The sequence below is a fragment of the Aquisalimonas asiatica genome, from assembly GCF_900110585.1.
Classification (GTDB): domain Bacteria; phylum Pseudomonadota; class Gammaproteobacteria; order Nitrococcales; family Aquisalimonadaceae; genus Aquisalimonas; species Aquisalimonas asiatica.
In genome coordinates this window covers 282,142-298,914 of the sequence record NZ_FOEG01000003.1, presented here as the reverse complement: position 1 = coordinate 298,914, position 16,773 = coordinate 282,142, and the positions used below count along the sequence as shown (strand labels likewise).

The window sequence follows — 16,773 nt, the reverse complement described above, 5'->3', positions numbered from 1 at the left end:
ATGGCGGCGACGCGATTCACCGTCAGGCGCTGGTGTCTGCGCCTGACGGCGCTCCTGTTCCTGGCGGCGGTTACCGGCACCGTGGCCGCCGGCACACCGCGACTTCTGCTGCTGGGCAACGACACCGTGCGCCCCGGGCTGCTGCACCGGTTCGAGCAGATCGGGGAGCAGCAGGGTATCCACGTGGACACGGGGCTGATCGAGCACCTGGCCGCCGAGCCCGAGCCGGCGCTGGTCCGTGACCGGGACCTGGCCGTGGTGTTTGCCCCGAGTCACGCCATCCAGTACCCGGACCGTGTCGACGCCCTGCGTTCGGAACTGATTGCCGCCGGGACCCCCGTTGTTGTCGTTCACCGCGACGCGGTCGAGGCGGATGGCCTCGGGCGGGATGACGCCGAACGGATTGCGGCGTACCTGCTGGAGGGTGGTGAGCGCAATTTCGAGCACGGCCTTGCCTATATGGACAAGGCGGTGTTCGCGCGCCACGACGACACCGTCCCCGAGCCCATCCGGTACCCGGATCACGGCATCTACCACCCGGACCATGACGATCTCATCTTCGAGGATCTCGCCGCGTACGAGGAATGGTACGGCGACTTCGGTGACCGCCCGGTCATCGGCGTGGCGATCCACGACACCCATGTCCGCCACACCCTCACGGACTGGATCGACACCACCGTCGAACTCATCGAAGCGCAGGGCGGTGTGGCCGTGCCCTTCTTCGTGCCGGTGAGCGGTGGCCCGGCCATGACGGACGTGGTGGCGCCCGACGGGGAGTCGGCGATCGATGCACTGTTGTTCTACCGTGTCACCCTCAACCCGGAAGAGCGCCGCGCGGACTTCCTGGCCCTCGACGTGCCGGTGCTCCAGGGCATGATCTACCGCGACGGCCCGGAGGCAGCCTGGCGGGCCGATGATGTCGGCTTTCCCCGGGGCAGCACGCCATTCTACTTCGCCATGGCGGAGATGGCGGGCATCACGGACCCCACGGTGGTGGCCGCGGAACGCCAGGGCGATGACCAGGTGGTTGCCGTCCGCCCGGAACTGGACACGCTGGTCACGCGGGCATTCAACGCCGTGGAACTGCAGCGCACGCCCAATGCCGACAAGCGGCTCGGCATCTACATCTACAACTACCCCTCCGGGGAGACCAACTTCTCGGCGTCCAACCTGAACGTCCCGGAGAGCCTGGCGGCGACCGTGCAGGACCTGGCCGGTGCCGGCTACAGCGTCGACCTCGTCGACGCCGACGCCATGACCGATGCCGGCAAGCGGCTCGTGGGCACCTACTACCGGGATGCGGATCTGGACGCCCTGGTCGAGGATGACCTGGCCGTGCGTTACCCGGTGAGCGCCTACCGCGAGTGGTTCGCCAGCCGGAGTGACGCCCTGCGTGAGCGGGTGACCGAGGAGTGGGGGGACCCGGAGAGCGCACGCACAGTGGTCGAGCACGAGGGCGAGCCCCATTTCGTGATCCCGCGTTTGCAGCTCGGGCACGTGGCCGTGCTGCCGCAACCGCCCCGCGCCATGCCGGACGACCCGGACCGGGAGGGGGAGTACCACGACACCGATCTGCCCTTCAGCCACGATTACCTGGCCAGCTACGCCTGGCTCCACCAGGGCCATCGGGCCGATGCCCTGGTCCACTTCGGGACCCACGGCTCGGCAGAGTTCGGCGTCGGCAAGACCCGTGGCCTGGCCGCCGATGACGACCCCCAGGTCGTGGTCGGCGAACTCCCTCACATCTATCCGTACATCGTGGACAACCTTGCCGAGGCCACCATCGCCAAGCGACGCACGCGGGCGACGATGGTCTCCCACCAGACGCCGCCCTTCGCTCCGGCGGCGCTCTACCACGAGCTGGTCGATCTCCACGACCTGATCCACGACTGGGAGGAACTGGACGACGGCCGCACCCGCGAGCGTGTCCAGGACCAGATCGTCGAGACCAGCCGGGCGCTGGATATCCACGCCGACCTGGGCTTCAGTGACGAGGATCTGGACAGCGCCTTCCACGACTACGCCCACGCCGTCCACCACTACATCCACGACCTCGCGCAGCAGAGCGAGCCCATCGGCCTGCACACCCTCGGGCGTCCGGCCGACGACGAACACTTGCTGGCCACGGTCATGCAGATGCTGGGCGATCCATACTACGAGGCCACCGCAACCGACCGGCACGAGTTGTTCGTGGGCGACTTCGAGACCGCCGTCGTGGAGTCCGAGCCCTACCGCCTGCTGGAAGACCATCTGCTCGGCGACCCCCCGGAGGCCGACGTGGATGCCGCGGTCGCCGACCATCTGGACCAGGGGCACGACGACCTGGACGCCCTGCGCGACGCCCGGAACGAAACCCGCGCGTTCATCCACGCGCTGGATGGCGGCTTCATCGAGCCTTCCGTGGGAGGCGATCCCATGCGTAACCCGGATTCCCTGCCCACCGGGCGCAACCTGTACGGTTTCGACCCTTCCCGTGTGCCCACCCGCGCCGCCTACGAGACCGGCGCAGAGCTCATGGAGGGCCTGATCCGCGATCACCGGGACGAGCATGGTGAGCCGCCGGAGCGGCTGGCGTTCACCCTCTGGGCCATGGAGGTCATGCGCCACCACGGCGTCATGGAAGGGCAGGTGATGACGGCGCTGGGGGTGGAGCCGGTGTGGAGCGACCGCGGGCGTCTTGAGGGCTACGAGGTCATCCCCCGGGATGAACTCGATCGACCGCGGGTGGACGTGGTGCTGCAGCCCAGCGGGCTCTACCGCGACGCCTTTGCCGGCACCCTGGAGCTGCTGGCCGGGGCGGCTGCCGAGGTGGCGGATCTGAGTGAGCCCGACAACCCGGTGCGTGCCATGACGCGCCACCTGGCCCGGCAACTGGAAACCGCCGACCTGGACGCGGACGCCGTGGCGCGGTTGAGCCGCACCCGCGCCTTCTCCTCGGACATCGGCCAGTACGGCACCGGACTCGACGGCGCCGTGGCAGACGTGGACGCCTGGGCCGACGGCGATGCCCTGGACGAGGACTACATGGGCGAGGTCTTTCTGGACCGCCTCCAGCACGCCTACGGTCCCGATCCGGCGTACTGGGGCGAGACCGTTCCGGACATCAACCTGTTCGCGCAGCAGCTGGCCACCGTGGATGCCGCCGTGTTCGCCCGCAGCTCCAACGTCTTCGGCCTGCTGTCTTCCGATGACCCGTTCCAGTACCTGGGCGGGTTATCCCTGGGCGCGCAGACTGCCGGCGGCGAACGGCCGGATCTCTACATCAGCAACCTGCGCGACACTGCCAACGCGCGCATGGAGCGGGCCGACCGCTTCCTCTCCCGGGAGATCCGCACCCGCTACCACCACCCGCGCTGGCTGCAGAGCATGGTGGACGAAGGGTACTCCGGCACCACCACGCTGCAGGACACCGTGGAGAACCTCTGGGGCTGGCAGGCCACGGCGCCGGAGATGGTGCGCGACGACCAGTGGGAGCGCTTCTTCGATATCTACGTGGAAGACGCCTACGACCTGGGGCTGGACGAGTGGTTCCAGCAGCACAACCCGGAGGCGCGCACCCGCATCACCGAACGCATGCTGGATGCGGTACGCACCGGTCACTGGTCCCCGGACGACGCCGTTGTGGAGGCCCTGGTGGAGCAGCACCAGGCCTGGACCAGCGACCACGGTGAAACCGGCACCAGCGACGAGCGTGAGGCATTCGTTGCCGACGCCGCGGCGGGCTTCGGCATGAACGCCGCCGCGCCGGCGGATACCGGCGGCGTGACCGAGCCGGTGACCGTCGCCGGCGAGGTGATGGAGCCGGTCGCCGAGCCGGAGCCGGCGGCAGAGGCCGGCGCACCCCGCTGGCAGATCCTCGTCTACATCGGTGCCCTGATCCTGCTCTTTCTGGCGGGAATGCTCCATCAGGCCCTGCGCGGGCGCCGCCAGTGGGCTCTCACCATGCAACAGGAGGGAACTGGACCATGACCGCACTGGAAATGGGCATGTACGAACTGGGGCGGCTCTTTCTCGTCCCGGTACTGGTGATCATCATGGCGTTGTTCGCCTACGCCTTCTACGCCCTGGGCGCCTTCGCCCTGGAGGCCTGGCAACGGCGCCGTGCCACCGCACCGTGCCCCCTGCAGCACTACCAGGCCCGGGCGGGCAAGGCCGACAGCGAGGAGCTGGAACTGGTCATCCTGCGCCAGCTGGAGCCCCTGCGGGTGGTCTCGCGCACGGCGCCCATGCTCGGGCTGGTCGCCACCATGATCCCGCTGGGGCCGGCGCTGCTGGCGCTGGGTGACGGCGACCTGGCCACCGTGGGCGAGCAGCTCGTGGTCGCCTTCGCCGCCGTCATCCTGGCGCTCATTACCGCCTCCATCACCTTCTGGGTGCTGACCGTGCGCCGCCGCTGGCTTCTCGCCGCCCTCAAGCGGCTCGAGCAACAGGGGGGCACCGCATGAGCCGGTTTCTGGATGCCGACGACGCGGACGATCCGATCCTGTCCGTGGTCAACGTCATCGACGTGTTTCTGGTGATCATTGTCGTACTGCTGATCATGGTGGCCCAGAGCACGGCCAGTGAGCTGAGCGAGACCGACGAGGTGGCCGAGGACGGCGAGGTCGTGCCCGAGACCATGGAGACCCTGGAGCGCTACGAGACCAGCGGCGAGATCGGCGAAGGGCAGGGCGTGCGCGCCGGGACCACCTACCAGCTCGAGGATGGCACCATGGTGTTCGTGCCGGATGACGACGCCTGAGTGCGTTCAGGCGCCGTCAGTGCTCCGGGTGATCCGCCGGCCAGCCGCCCGGTGGCCAGGGCTGTGCCCAGGCCGCATCGCCGGTGAACACCACGTCGACGATGGATTTCCGGGCCACCGAGCGCACCGCCTGTGACACGTCACGCCTCACCGCATCCAGCGCCGCCAGGCTGTCAGGCCGGTAATCGGCGGGCAGGACCACGTGCACCAGCACGTACAGGGTGCGCCCCGGGTGCACCATGCGGACGTGGAGCTCGTCCACGGGCAGCCCGGCCACCGCTGCTTCCACCTGCGTCTGGACCGGCTGGCGGACGGCCTCTGCCGGTGAGCGGTTGAGCAGCTCCATGATGGCCCGCGCGGCAATGCGCACCGGGACACCGATACAGAGAATGACGATCAACGTGACCAGCAGCGGATCGATATAGGGCGTGAAGCGGGGCAGCTCCAGCCAGTGCAGCAGCGGAATCAGGCAGAAGGCCAGCAGTACGGCGGCGGAGACCGCGGTGTTCACGGCCCAGTTGCCCACGTCGGCGGTGACCAGCGGGCTCGCCAGCCGCTTTTCGAGGCGGCGGAGCGTCATGGCCGTGGCGCCGCAGGCGGTGGTGGCGATCGCCGCGTAAGTGATCGCGAGCCCCGCCGCCACCTCCCGTCCGCCGGTGGCCAGGGCGATCAGTGAGTCGCCCAGCGCCAGCGCTGAAATACCGAGTATCAGCAGCCCCTTGCCGGCGTTGATGAGCGATTCGAAATAGCCGTAGCCGAACGGAAACGTGCCGCTGTCCGGCATCTCCGCCAGGCGCGCGACCCGCACCGTGGCCAGGGCGATGACGAAGTAGCTGACGTTGAACAGACCATCCAGCATGATGGCCTGGGAGCCGGAGACGAAGGCGATGACCAGCCCCAGCACGCCCAGTGCCAGTGCCATCGCCGCAGACAATCCCAGTGCACCGCGTTCTGTCTTGATCATGGGCGCATGGTACCGGACCGGGGTAACGGAGTAGAGCGTAGGGTAGAGTGTCAGGTCGGCGGGGCCAGCCCCGTCAGTCAAGGTTGATACAGTTGAGTCACGGGAGAGCGTCATCAGAAGCGTCATCTACGACACGCTGATCCTCAGGCTGACCGCGCGGTGGTACGCGGCGGTGCTGGCGCGCCTGCCGGACGATGCCGCGCTGCTGGACGTGGGCATCGGCACGGCGGGCGCGTTGCTGGCGAACGCGGAGCTGGTGCGGGACAAGCGTCTGCACGTGACCGGGATCGATATCGACGGCGACTACATCGCGCGGGCGCAGCGAGCGCTGCAGCGGTCGCGCCTCCAGGACCGGGTCGCGGTGCGGCTGGAGTCCGTCTACGATCACGTCGGTGGCCCGTACGACGCGGTGTACTTCTCCGCGAGCTTCATGCTGCTGCCGGAGCCCGAACGGGCGCTGCGCCACTGCTGCACGCTGCTGAAGCCGTGGGGCCGCGTCTATTTCACCCAGACCATCCAGCAGACGCCCTCCCGCACCATGGAAACCCTGAAGCCGCTGTTGAGACGGATCACCAGTATCGACTTCGGCCGGGTGACCTACGAAGACGCCTTCAAGGCACAGATCCGCGACGCCGGGATGGAGCTGGAGGCGTTCACGACCCTGGCGCGGCACGGCAGCCGGGCGTCGTGCCTGGCCGTGGCCGCACCGCGCGCGCCAGGGGGGTGATGGCCGGGCTCAGCGGAGGTGCACCGGAAGGGTTGCATATCCGCTGCCCGGGTAGCGGGCCAGGTCGGGCAGAGTGTCCGGCCGCAGGCTGATGTCCTCGCTGTGGGCCAGCAGTTCCTCCATCACCACGCGCATCTCCAGCCGGGCGAGCGGCGCGCCGGGGCAGACGTGGATGCCGGCGCCCCAGACCAGGTTCGCGGACTGGTCCCGGTCGATGCGGAACTGCTCCGCGGCCTCGAAGGCGTCGGGGTCACGGTTCGCCGCCACCCAGTTGAGCGTCAGCGTGTCGCCCGCCTCGATGCCACGGCCGTGGAGATCCGTCGCGGCTGTGGCCCGGCGGCGGTTGGTGACCAGCGGGCAGTGGAGGCGCAGCAGCTCTTCGTTCGCGTCCTCGATGCGCTCGGGGTTGTCCCGTAGCAGCGCCTGCAGATCTGTATCGGTGGCCACTCCGTGCACGAGAATGCCCAGTGCCGCCGCGAGTGTGCCGACCTCTCCCATGGTCCAGTTGCGGAGAATGGATGCGATTTCCTCGTCGGTTAACGGCTTGCCATCCACCTGCTCTGCCATGAGCCGGCTGGTGACATCCGGGCCGTGGGAGCCTTCCCGGCGCCGTTCGATCATCGCAAAGACGTACGCCCGGAACGTGTCGGCGATCTCCGCGAGCGCATCACGGTCCTGCGCGCCCGTGGCTTCCAGGTTCCGCTGCGTCCACTGCAGCAACGGTTCATGGAAGGACTCCGGCCACCCCAGGAACGCGCACTGGATCCGGACCGCGAAGGGCTGGGCGAAGGCCTGCATGAAGTCCGCGTCCCGCTGCGCGTGAAGCTGCCCGGCGAGATCGCTGGCAATGGCGCGGCAAGTGGGCTCGAACGCAGCCATGGCGGCCTCGTCGAAGTAGGGCTCGACAATGCGCCGGTAGGCCGTGTGCACGGGCGGGTCCATGCCGTTGGGCACGGACAGGTGCTGTGACACCCGGTTGCTGAACGTCCCGTGTTCATGCAGGACGTGCCGGACGTCGCTGTTGCGGAACAGGGTCCAGCCCATCATTCGGCTGTATGCAACCGGGCACCGTTCACGCATGCTGTCGTAGGCGGCGCGCTGATCGCGCTGGACGGCGTCCGACTCGGGCGACCAGTCGGTGTTCGGGGAGTGGGCCATGGGGACCTCCGAGCTGCAGCATGTCCGTGGAGGCTAGTTGGTGGCCGGCTCGGCGGCCTTGATGAAGATCAACACGGCGGGACGGGACAGGCGCGCGCGTCGCCCGCGTAGGGTGGACCTTCAGGCCCACCAGCGCCGCTATTCCCTTGACATCGATCAAGACGAAACCCGCCACCATAAATGTAGAGTGTGATCTACATGTTTAGTCGCGGAATGAGGCAGGAACGATGTTGACCGACGCGCAAGAGGCGATCATTGAGCAGACGGCGCCGGTGGTTGCCGAGCATCTGGAGGCGATCACGCAGCGGTTCTACCCCCTGATGTTCGAGCGCTACCCCGAGGTCATGGCCTTCTTCAACCAGAAGCACCAGGGCAGCGGCGACCAGCCGCGGGCGCTGGCGCAGGCGGTGCTGGCGTATGTGCAGCTGCGCAAGACGCCGGGCGCGGCCAGCGAGGCACTGTCAACGGCGGTGCACAAGCATGTCTCCCTGGGCATCCAGCCAGAGCAGTACCCGATCGTGGGTGAGTGCCTGCTTGCCGCGGTGGCGCAGGAGCTCGGTGATGCGGTCACACCGGAGGTGGCGGACGCCTGGGGCGCCCTCTACCAGGAGCTCGCCGATCTGCTCATTGCCGCCGAGGCGCAGTACTACAGCGCGTTCGCCAGCCGCACCGGCGGCTGGCGCGGCCTGCGGCGCTTCCGGGTGGCCCGTCGGCGCGAGGAAAGCCAGGTGATCACGTCGTTCGAGCTGGAGCCGGAAGACGGCGGACCCGTGGCGGACTTCGAGCCGGGACAGTACGTCGGCATGCGGCTGGTCATCGACGGCGAGCCGGTCTACCGCCATTTCAGCCTGTCCGCGCCCCCGAACGGCCGCAGCTACCGGGTCTCCATCAAGCGCGAACCGGATGGCTACGTCAGCCGCCACTGGCACGAATCCATGGATGTGGGCGACACCCTGGACCTGCTGCCCCCGGCCGGCGAGCTGACGCTGGTCCCCGGCGATGATCCGGTGGTGCTGGTCAGTGGCGGGGTGGGGCAGACGCCCCTGCTGCCCATCGCACACCACGCCCTGGAGCACGGGCGTGAGGTGGTCTATATCCACGCGGCCCTGAGCCCCGACCACCATGCGCTGGCCGACGACGTGCGGGCCCTGTGCGCCAGACACCCCGACCGCATACGCGCGGTTACCGTCTACGAGCAGGCGGGCAGCGATGCCGGCGCGGATCACATCGGGCGCGTGGATCGCTCACTGCTGGCCCGGTACGCACCCGCGTCCGAGGCCCAGTACTATTTCGTGGGCCCCGGTGGCTTCATGACCGCCGTGGACGAGGGGCTGGCCGCCCTGGGGGTGCCCGCGGAGCGCCGCCATTACGAGCGGTTCGGGCCGTCGCGTCCGCTGGCGGGCTGAGGCCGGTGGCGCATACACCAGAGGACAGGGGGGCCGGCGTGTCGACGCGCTACCGCCGGATCGCGCCGCTGTACGATCTGGTGGATCTGCCGTTCGAGTGGCTGCGGTACCGCCGCCTGCGCAGGGAGTTGTGCACCGGACTGTGCGGCCACGTGCTGGAAGCGGGTGTCGGTACCGGGCAGAACCTCGCCTTCTACCCGCAGGGTTGTACCGTCACGGCAGTGGACCTCAGTCCGGCCATGCTGGTGCGGGCGGAGCAGCGTGCCCGCCGCGCACCGGTACCGGTGGAGCTGGTGGCCGGGGATCTCGGCGACACCGGGTTCGCCGGCGACGCCTTCGACGCCGTCGTCGGCAGCTTCGTGCTGCTGGTGATGCCCCCGGAGCAGCGTGTCCGCGTGCTCCGGGAAATGGCCCGCGTCTGCCGCCCGGATGGCGAGATCCGCCTGCTGGAGTACACCGGCTCCCGACGGCCCTGGCGGCGGGCGCTGACCCGCCTCTGGCAGCCCTGGGCCAGGTGGGCGTTCGGCGCCGACCTGACCATGGACCTCGATCCGATTCTCGCGTGTGCGCCACTGACCGTGCTCAGCGATCGCTATCTGGTGAGCGACACGATCCGCCTGGTCACGCTGCGGCCACGCTGACCGCTGGCGGGCCCACGGCCGTCGCGCCCGTCAGTGCTCGACCACCATCTCGAATCCGCCGTACCAGTTGCAGGGCCTCGTTCAGGTCCGTGGCCTCCAGCAGGTAGAAGCCGGCCCGCGTGCGCGGGATGACCCCGTTCATCCTGCGCACGTGCAGTCCATCGCTGCCTGCCGCATCCCGTCGCATAACCCGCGCCTTCGCACCATCACCCCGCGAGACTGGCATCACCAACACAGCCAGCCCATTGCGGAGGACGCCATGATCAAGACGACACGCACCACCATCGGTCTGATTCTGGGCCTGGGACTCACCGCTGCCCACGCCACCGACCTGCGAGTCACCGTCGAGAACGTCGAGCCGGATACCGGGCACCTGATGGTGGCCCTCTACGGTGACGAAGCGACTTTCGACGCTCGCGACGGAGCCGTGGAGGCAGTGCGCAAGGCCGTGGACGGCGAGCGCGTCGTGCTCACCTTCACGGGCCTGAGCGACGGCGACTACGCCATTGCGGCGTTCCAGGATCTGGATGGTGACGGTGAACTGAACACCAACCTCGCGGGCATGCCCCGTGAGCCCTGGGGCTTCAGCCGGGATGCATCGGGCGGGATGGGGCCTCCGGATTTCGGCGACGCCGCATTCACGGTGGACGGCGATGCCGTGGACATGTCCATTCGTCTCAACCGGCCGTGATGAGGAGGTCATCATGAATCGCAGGGATTTCATGCGCTTGATGGGCTTGAGCGGCGCCGGACTGGTTCTGCCCGGCTCAGTGACCCACGCACTCGCCGGTGAGGCCGCGATGCCGGACTGGCACGTTGGGTTTCAGAACCCCCGTGCCGAGGAGCTGCACACCCTGTCACTCAAGCTGGACGGCCGGTTGCCGAAGGCCCTGACAGGCACGTTCTACCGCAACGGGCCCGCACGGCACGCGTTGGGTGACCGGCGCTACAGCCACTGGTTCGACGGCGACGGCATGGTTCACGCTTACCGCCTTCGAGACGGCCGCATCAGCCACCACGCGCGCTTCGTGGAGACGCCCAAGTACATGGCCGAGACCCGTGCCGGGGCGTTCCGCCGCCCGGCCTTCGGCACGGTGTTTCCGGATGCGGAGCGTGCAGCCAGCCCCGATGCCATGAACGTGGCCAATACCAACATTCTGCCCTTCGACGATCGGCTGCTGGCCCTGTGGGAGGGAGGTTCGGCCTGGGAGGTGGACCCGGAAACTCTGGCCACCGGCGACCGGGTGACCTGGAGTGATGACCTGGCGGGCGCGCCGTTCTCCGCGCACCCGGCAGTGGACACCGACGGCACCCTGTGGAACTTCGGCGTGGTCCCCGGCGACGGCGCGCTGGTGCTCTACGAAATTGCGCCGTCCGGGACACTGCGCCGGGCCGACGTGGTGGCGCTGGACGCCTCGCCCATGGTGCACGATTTCGCCATTACCCGCCGGCACCTGGTGTTCCTGCTGCCGCCGTTCCGGCTCGACCCGGAGCGTTTCGGCAGCGGCAAGAGTTTCGTGGACAGCCACCGCTGGTATGGCGACGACGCCATGCAGGTGCTGGTGATCGACAAGAGCGACTGGGGGCGCCGGCGCTGGTTCGATCTGCCCGCCGGCATGCACTTTCACGTCGGCAATGCCTGGGAGGACGGCAGCGGCGTCGTCCGCTTCGACTACACCCGTTACGACAACGCCGATTTCGTCACCCGGGCCGCCCGCGGCCTCATGCGCGGCGAGGACATTCCCCATGCCGGTGGCCACACCGCGCTGGTGCGCCTGGATACGCGCAACGGCCGGATCGATCAGCAGATCATGACCGAGGAGACCGAGTTCCCGCGTGTGGATCCGCGCCGCACCGGCGAGCGCTACCGCCAGCTCTATACGACGGTGCGCACCGAAACGGCGGGGCACCCGCTCTCCAATGGCGTGATGCGGCGTGACATGGAGAGCGGTGTGACCGAGCACTACGACTTCGGCGCCAGCGTGATCACCGAGGAGCACGTGTTCGTGCCGGGTGAGGGTGGCGAGAGCGACGGCTGGCTGATCGGCACGGCGCTGGACCTGCAACAAAAGGTATCGCTGTTGTCCGTGTTCCGGGCCGGGGCCCTGGCTGACGGGCCGGTGGCGCAGGCCCGCCTGCCGTACCCGGTGCCGCTGGGCTTTCACGGGAACTGGAAGGGAGCGTGACGATGGAGGCCTACAATCTGCTGAAGCTGCTGCACATCCTCGGCGCCGTGCTGTTGCTGGGGAATATCATGGTGACCGCCTGGTGGAAGGCCATGGCCGACCGCAGCCGCGACCCGCTGGTGCTGGCCTTTGCCCAGCGCCAGGTGACGCTCACCGATATCCTGTTCACCACGGCGGGGGTTCTGCTGCTCGGCGGCAGCGGTTATGCCATGGTGTTCACCGGGCCCTGGAGCCTGGATACGCCGTGGCTCGACTGGGGGCAGACCCTGTTCCTGGCGACGGGGTTGATCTGGGTGGGCGTTCTTATCCCCATCCAGGTGGCGCAGGCGCGCATGGCCCGCGCCTTCGCCAGCGGGGGCGAGATCCCCGTCCGGTACCGGCAGCTGTCGACGCTGTGGATGGGCTTCGGCATCGTTGCGGTGGTTTTACCGCTGGCCGCGTTCTCGCTTATGGTGCTGAAACCGGTATAGGAGGCACGCGTGACAGGCAAACAGGGCAACGCAGGGTCCGAAGGCCTCTCCGGCTGGGGCGGCATGCGCCTCCACTGGCGATTGCTCTGGACGCTGGTGTTCAACAGTCTGATCGCGGCGTTTCTCACCACCATCGGCTATGGCGGCACGTTGGCCGTGAACATGGCGTTCTCCCAGTGTATCGGGCTCAGCATCTTCGTCATGCTCGAGCTGGTGCCGTTCCGGCGGCTGGAGGGCGGGCGTCTGGTTGCCGGGGTTGCGACTGCCGTGTTGATCGGGGCGCTGGCCGGCGTCCTGCTTGCTCTGCTGGTGACCGGCGTCGCGGACGAGCGCGCCCGGGCGCCGGTGACCGTCTTCCTGCAGACGGTGGTGATCGCGCTGCTGTTCGGGGGCATCGCCGGCTATTATTTCTTCAGCCGGGAGCGCCTGCTGCGCGCCCGCACCAGCCTGCAGGAGCAGGAGCTGCGCCGTGTGGAAGCCGAGCGCGACCGTGCGGCCACCGAGCTGCGCCTGCTGCGGGCGCAAATCGAGCCGCACATGCTGTTCAACTCCCTGGCCCACGTACAAAGCCTGGTGGACACCGACCCCGAGCGCGGCAAGCGCATGCTCGGTTATCTGATCGATTACCTTCGCTACGCCCTGGTCCACGCCCGCGAGCCGCGCACCGTGCTTGGCGACGAGATCCGGCTGCTGGAGAGCTATCTGGCCATGTACCGCATCCGCATGGGCGAGCGCCTGGATTACACCCTGGAGGTCCCCGATGCGCTGGCGGCCGAGCCCGTGCCCCCCATGCTGCTGCAGCCCCTGGTGGAGAACGCCATCAAACACGGCATTGAGCCGCTGGTGGCGGGCGGCACCGTGCACGTTGCCGCCGGCGTGGAGGCCGGGGTGCTGTGGCTCAGTGTCCGCGATACCGGCCAGGGGCTGTCTGACACCGGCGGCGGCACCGGTGTGGGCCTTGCCAATCTGCGTGAGCGCCTCGCGGCCCTTTACGGGCAGCGGGCGCGGCTCGCCATTGAGGCGTGTCCCGATGGCGGCGTGCTGGCACGGCTGGAGCTGCCGCGGGAGGGGGCATGAGCGTAACCGCGGTTATTGCCGACGACGAGGCCGAGCTGGCGGCCCATCTGCAGCGCCAGCTGGCCGCCGCGTGGCCGGAGCTGGACGTGGCGGGGATTGCCCGCAACGGGCCCGAGGCCCTGGAGCTGCTGGAGCGGGAGCGGCCCGATGTGGCATTTCTCGATATCCGCATGCCGGGGCTGTCGGGGCTGGAGGTGGCAAAGCGGCTGACCGCGCAGTGTCGCGTGGTGTTCGTGACCGCCTTCGATCACTATGCGGTGGAAGCCTTCGAGCAGGAGGCGGTGGATTATCTGCTGAAACCGGTGACGCCGGAGCGGCTGGCACGCACGGTGGAGCGGCTGCGGCGGCCGTCGGCGCCGACCCACGACCCCGCCGCGTTGTCGGCGCTGCTGGAGCGGCTGCAGGGGCCGAAGGAGCCCGAGTACCTGCAGTGGATCCGCGCCGGGCTGGGCGAGCGCGTGCAGCTCGTCGCCGTTAACGAGGTGTTCTATTTTCACGCCAGCGCCAAGTACACCAGCGTGGTCACGGCCGGCGATGAGGTCATGATCCGCACGCCCATCAAGGCCCTGGCGGATCAGCTGGATCCGCAGCGGTTCTGGCAGATCCACCGGGGCACCATCGTCAACGCCAGTGTGGTCGAGGCCGTACACCGGGAGTTCGGCGGCCGGCTGAGCCTGACGCTCAGAGGCCGTCCGGAGTCCCTCACCGTGAGCCGCCCGTTCGTGCACCTGTTCCGGCAGATGTAGAACGGGCGGCAGTGGACGACCGACCTTGCAGCAGATCAGGTTTCCACCACGATCTCGAATCCGCCGTAGATCAGCCGTTTGCCGTCGAACGGCATGGGGTTCACTTCGGGCTGCAGGCGGGCGTCCTTCATCAGCCGTGGCATGGCCTCGTCGCGCACGGCGCGGGAGGGCCACAGGATCCACGAGAAGATCACCGTCTCGTCCGGCTTGCACTTCACCGCCATGGGAAAGGAGGTGACTTCGCCGTCCGGCACGTCGTCGCCCCAGCACTCCACCACCTTCAGAGCGCCGTATTCCTTGATAACGGAGCCGGCGTCGCTGGCGTGTTTGATGTACTGCTCGCGGTTGGCGGTGGGTACCGCGGCCACGAATCCGTCAACGTAGGTCATTGTCGTTATCCTCATTCGTCCTTGGGGGGTAGTTCCCTGGTCGGGCGCACTTCGATACTGCCGAAGCGCGCCGGAGGGATACGGCTGGCCAGTTGCAGGGCCTCGTTCAGGTCGGCGGCCTCCAGCAGGTAGAAGCCGGCGAGCTGCTCCTTGGTTTCGGCGAATGGCCCGTCGGAGACGATCACCTCGCCGTCGCGTACGCGCACGGTGGTGGCCGTCTCCGTGGGCTGCAGGGGCTGACCGCCCAGGTACTTCTCCTGTGCACTGAACCGCTCGACGCCGGCAATGCACTCCTGGTTCAGATCGTGCCACTCCTTTTCGCTCATGGCGTTGATAATGCCTTCCTGGTAGTACACCAGTGCCACGTACTTCATGGTGCGTCCCTCCCGGTGTTGTCGGTGCAGTGGTCGATTTCGCAACTGATCATCCAGCCGATCCCGAAGCGGTCGTCGACCATGCCGAAACGGTGCGCCCAGAAGGTCTGCTCCCAGGGCATGACGATGCTGCCGCCGTCTGCCAGCCGGTTGAACACGGCCTCCCCGCGTGCCGGGTCGGCGAACTCCAGGTGAATCCGGGCGCCCTGGGGTTTCGTATAGCAGTCGCCGGCCATGTCGGCGCCCATGATGCGCCGGCCCCGCAGGTTGACCGAGGCGTGGATGATGCGGTCGTGCCAGTCGGCGGGGGTGTCCGCGGCGGCGGGCGTCTCGCCGAAGGTGAGCATGGCCTCGACACTGCCGCCGGTGACATCGGCGTAGAACGTCATGGCTTCCCGGCAGTTGCCGGGGAAGACCACGTGCACGTTCATGGCCGTGGGCAACCGTGTGAGCTGGTCACCGAGGGCGCGGTGCTGGTCTGTGGCAGGACCGGGGTCGAAATCCTCCATGGCGAAGAACCGCCGCAGTTCCAGGGTGACGTTGCCGTCGCCGTCCGAGCGGGGCCAGCGCATCGCCCAGTCCAGCGCCTCCCGGGGGGAATCCACGTCGAGAATGGTGTATCCGGCGATCAGTTCACGGGATTCCGTGAACGGGCCGTCGGTGACGGTGGGCTCGCCGTCGCGGAACTGGATTCGGTAGCCGTCACGGCTGGGTCGCAGCCCGTCACCACCCTCCAGCACGCCCGCGTGCAGCAGGCGCTCGTTGTAGTCCGCCATGTCCTTGAGCAGCGCCTCCGACGGCATCACGCCGTCTTCGGTGTGATGGTCCGCCTTGCGGATGAGCATGTAACGCATGGTTGTGTCTCCTCTGCCGTTTCTTGCTCGTCGTGCGGCGGAGCGCGAAATCGACAGCCCCGCAACCGATGCTTCGGCGCAGCATTGATTTCGGCTTGTATTTATCATTTGATTAAGAGAGCATCTGATAAACAACAACATCGTTACCCGCTGCAGATGGGGGCTCCATCGGCGGCGTCGGTCGGAGGAGAAGCTGATGAAACCTGCCCAGTTCGCCTATGCGCGGGCGAAGGATTTGCCGCATGCGCTCGCTTTGTGGGCCGAGGCGGGCGAGGAGGCCCAGATCCTCGCCGGAGGCCAGAGCCTGATCGCGGGCCTGGGGCTCCGCCTCGCGGATACGCCTGCGTTGATCGACATCAACCATGTGCCCGATCTTGCCGGGGTGACCGAGAGCGGTGACCGCATCCGCATCGGCGCCATGACCCGCCACGCCGAGCTGGCGCGCGACCCGCTGGTGGCCGCGCACGCCCCGGCCATTGCCGAGGCGGCACCGCTGATTGCCCACCCGGCCATCCAGACGCGCGGCACCATTGGTGGCTCGCTGGCCTACGCCGACCCCGCCGCCGAGTTTCCCGCCTGCGTGGTGGCACTGGATGCCGAGCTGGTGGTGCAGGGGCAGGGGGGCGAGCGTCGCATCCCCGCCGCCGACTTCTTCCTTGGCCTGTACGAGACGGCGCTGGAGCCCTTCGAGCTGCTCACCGCCATCGAGATTCCCAAGGCCGGCACACGGCGCCAGACCGTGCAGGAGCTGGTGCGCCGGCACGGGGATTACGCCATCGTCGGCATCGTTCTCGCCGCGGACGTGCAGGGCGACGCCCTGCGCGCAGCCAGGGTGGTCTACTTCGGGGTCGGCGACGCACCGGTGCCGGCTGAGGGCGCCGCGCGGGCGCTGGAGCAGGGCGACGTGAGCGCGGCACTGAAAGCGCTGGACGATGACCTCGACCCGCCGGGCGATCTGACCGGCGGGCCGGAAACCAAGCGCCATCTGGCACGGGTCATCCTGCAGCGGGCCATCAACGCGCTGCGGGCGCAGTAAGGGG

At 68.3% G+C, this 16,773-nt stretch carries 18 protein-coding genes; 12 read left to right on the top strand and 6 right to left on the bottom strand.

What is annotated here, in order from left to right; translation table 11 throughout:
* Genes cobN through BMZ02_RS09210 form a run of 3 tightly spaced genes read left to right on the top strand, consistent with a single transcriptional unit; the run spans position 1 to position 4,741 of the window.
* Positions 1-3,969, top strand: a complete 3,969-nt coding sequence (cobN, locus tag BMZ02_RS09220) for a cobaltochelatase subunit CobN (RefSeq protein ID WP_091642586.1) — start codon at positions 1-3, stop codon at positions 3,967-3,969.
* Positions 3,966-4,445: a MotA/TolQ/ExbB proton channel family protein gene (locus tag BMZ02_RS09215; RefSeq protein WP_091642585.1), complete on the top strand. Its 480-nt coding sequence runs from the start codon at positions 3,966-3,968 to the stop codon at positions 4,443-4,445. Before cobN ends, BMZ02_RS09215 begins: the two co-directional genes overlap by 4 nt.
* On the top strand, positions 4,442-4,741 hold the full coding sequence (locus BMZ02_RS09210) for a DUF2149 domain-containing protein (RefSeq protein WP_091642582.1): 300 nt from the start codon (positions 4,442-4,444) through the stop codon (positions 4,739-4,741). The genes BMZ02_RS09215 and BMZ02_RS09210 overlap by 4 nt, the downstream gene beginning before the upstream one ends.
* A gap of 16 nt (positions 4,742-4,757) precedes the next feature.
* Here the strand turns inward: BMZ02_RS09210 and BMZ02_RS09205 are convergent, their stop codons facing one another.
* Complete coding sequence (locus tag BMZ02_RS09205; RefSeq protein WP_216110777.1) at positions 4,758-5,705, bottom strand: cation diffusion facilitator family transporter; 948 nt, start codon at positions 5,703-5,705, stop codon at positions 4,758-4,760.
* Positions 5,706-5,817: 112 nt separating this feature from the next.
* Here BMZ02_RS09205 and BMZ02_RS09200 point away from each other — a divergent pair, with 112 nt between their 5' ends.
* On the top strand, positions 5,818-6,432 hold the full coding sequence (locus BMZ02_RS09200; RefSeq protein WP_091642579.1) for a class I SAM-dependent methyltransferase: 615 nt from the start codon (positions 5,818-5,820) through the stop codon (positions 6,430-6,432).
* A gap of 9 nt (positions 6,433-6,441) precedes the next feature.
* Here BMZ02_RS09200 and BMZ02_RS09195 read toward each other — a convergent pair whose 3' ends face one another.
* Positions 6,442-7,590, bottom strand: a complete 1,149-nt coding sequence (locus BMZ02_RS09195) for a cytochrome P450 (RefSeq protein WP_091642576.1) — start codon at positions 7,588-7,590, stop codon at positions 6,442-6,444.
* Positions 7,591-7,820: 230 nt separating this feature from the next.
* Here BMZ02_RS09195 and hmpA point away from each other — a divergent pair, with 230 nt between their 5' ends.
* Positions 7,821-8,996: an NO-inducible flavohemoprotein gene (gene hmpA, locus BMZ02_RS09190; protein WP_216110775.1), complete on the top strand. Its 1,176-nt coding sequence runs from the start codon at positions 7,821-7,823 to the stop codon at positions 8,994-8,996.
* A gap of 38 nt (positions 8,997-9,034) precedes the next feature.
* Positions 9,035-9,637 carry a class I SAM-dependent methyltransferase gene (locus tag BMZ02_RS09185; protein ID WP_171909875.1) on the top strand — a complete coding sequence of 201 codons (603 nt, stop codon included), beginning with the start codon at positions 9,035-9,037 and terminating at the stop codon, positions 9,635-9,637.
* On the opposite strand, the gene BMZ02_RS18990 is transcribed toward BMZ02_RS09185, so the two are convergent.
* Positions 9,618-9,824 (bottom strand): hypothetical protein, encoded by a 207-nt coding sequence (locus tag BMZ02_RS18990; RefSeq protein WP_171909874.1) that lies wholly within the window; start codon positions 9,822-9,824, stop codon positions 9,618-9,620. The two genes, BMZ02_RS09185 and BMZ02_RS18990, sit on opposite strands and share 20 nt — an antisense overlap.
* Positions 9,825-9,896: 72 nt before the next feature.
* Between BMZ02_RS18990 and BMZ02_RS09180 the strand changes: the two genes are divergently transcribed.
* From BMZ02_RS09180 to BMZ02_RS09160, 5 genes are read left to right on the top strand one after another with little or no spacing between them, the layout of a single operon-like run.
* The gene (locus tag BMZ02_RS09180) at positions 9,897-10,328 is read left to right on the top strand and encodes a DUF2141 domain-containing protein (protein WP_139209181.1); all 432 of its coding nucleotides are present in this window, start codon (positions 9,897-9,899) and stop codon (positions 10,326-10,328) included.
* Between the two features lie 13 nt (positions 10,329-10,341).
* A complete protein-coding gene (locus BMZ02_RS09175; protein ID WP_171909873.1) occupies positions 10,342-11,823 on the top strand; it encodes a carotenoid oxygenase family protein in 1,482 nt (493 codons plus the stop codon).
* A 2-nt stretch (positions 11,824-11,825) separates the two neighbouring features.
* A complete protein-coding gene (locus BMZ02_RS09170) occupies positions 11,826-12,293 on the top strand; it encodes a DUF2269 family protein (protein ID WP_091642565.1) in 468 nt (155 codons plus the stop codon).
* A 9-nt stretch (positions 12,294-12,302) separates the two neighbouring features.
* Positions 12,303-13,370 (top strand): sensor histidine kinase, encoded by a 1,068-nt coding sequence (locus BMZ02_RS09165; RefSeq protein ID WP_091642563.1) that lies wholly within the window; start codon positions 12,303-12,305, stop codon positions 13,368-13,370.
* Complete coding sequence (locus BMZ02_RS09160) at positions 13,367-14,116, top strand: LytR/AlgR family response regulator transcription factor (RefSeq protein ID WP_091642560.1); 750 nt, start codon at positions 13,367-13,369, stop codon at positions 14,114-14,116. Before BMZ02_RS09165 ends, BMZ02_RS09160 begins: the two co-directional genes overlap by 4 nt.
* 35 nt (positions 14,117-14,151) lie before the next feature.
* Here the strand turns inward: BMZ02_RS09160 and BMZ02_RS09155 are convergent, their stop codons facing one another.
* The 3 genes from BMZ02_RS09155 to BMZ02_RS09145 are packed head-to-tail and all read right to left on the bottom strand — an operon-like array spanning position 14,152 to position 15,733.
* Positions 14,152-14,505: a DUF1428 domain-containing protein gene (locus BMZ02_RS09155; protein WP_091642557.1), complete on the bottom strand. Its 354-nt coding sequence runs from the start codon at positions 14,503-14,505 to the stop codon at positions 14,152-14,154.
* An 11-nt stretch (positions 14,506-14,516) separates the two neighbouring features.
* Entirely contained in the window at positions 14,517-14,879 is a 363-nt protein-coding gene (locus BMZ02_RS09150; protein WP_091642553.1) for a YciI family protein, read from the bottom strand.
* Positions 14,876-15,733: a YciI family protein gene (locus tag BMZ02_RS09145; RefSeq protein WP_091642550.1), complete on the bottom strand. Its 858-nt coding sequence runs from the start codon at positions 15,731-15,733 to the stop codon at positions 14,876-14,878. The genes BMZ02_RS09150 and BMZ02_RS09145 overlap by 4 nt, the downstream gene beginning before the upstream one ends.
* A 196-nt stretch (positions 15,734-15,929) precedes the next feature.
* Here BMZ02_RS09145 and BMZ02_RS09140 point away from each other — a divergent pair, with 196 nt between their 5' ends.
* Complete coding sequence (locus tag BMZ02_RS09140) at positions 15,930-16,769, top strand: FAD binding domain-containing protein (protein WP_091642548.1); 840 nt, start codon at positions 15,930-15,932, stop codon at positions 16,767-16,769.
* Positions 16,770-16,773: the final 4 nt, after the last annotated feature.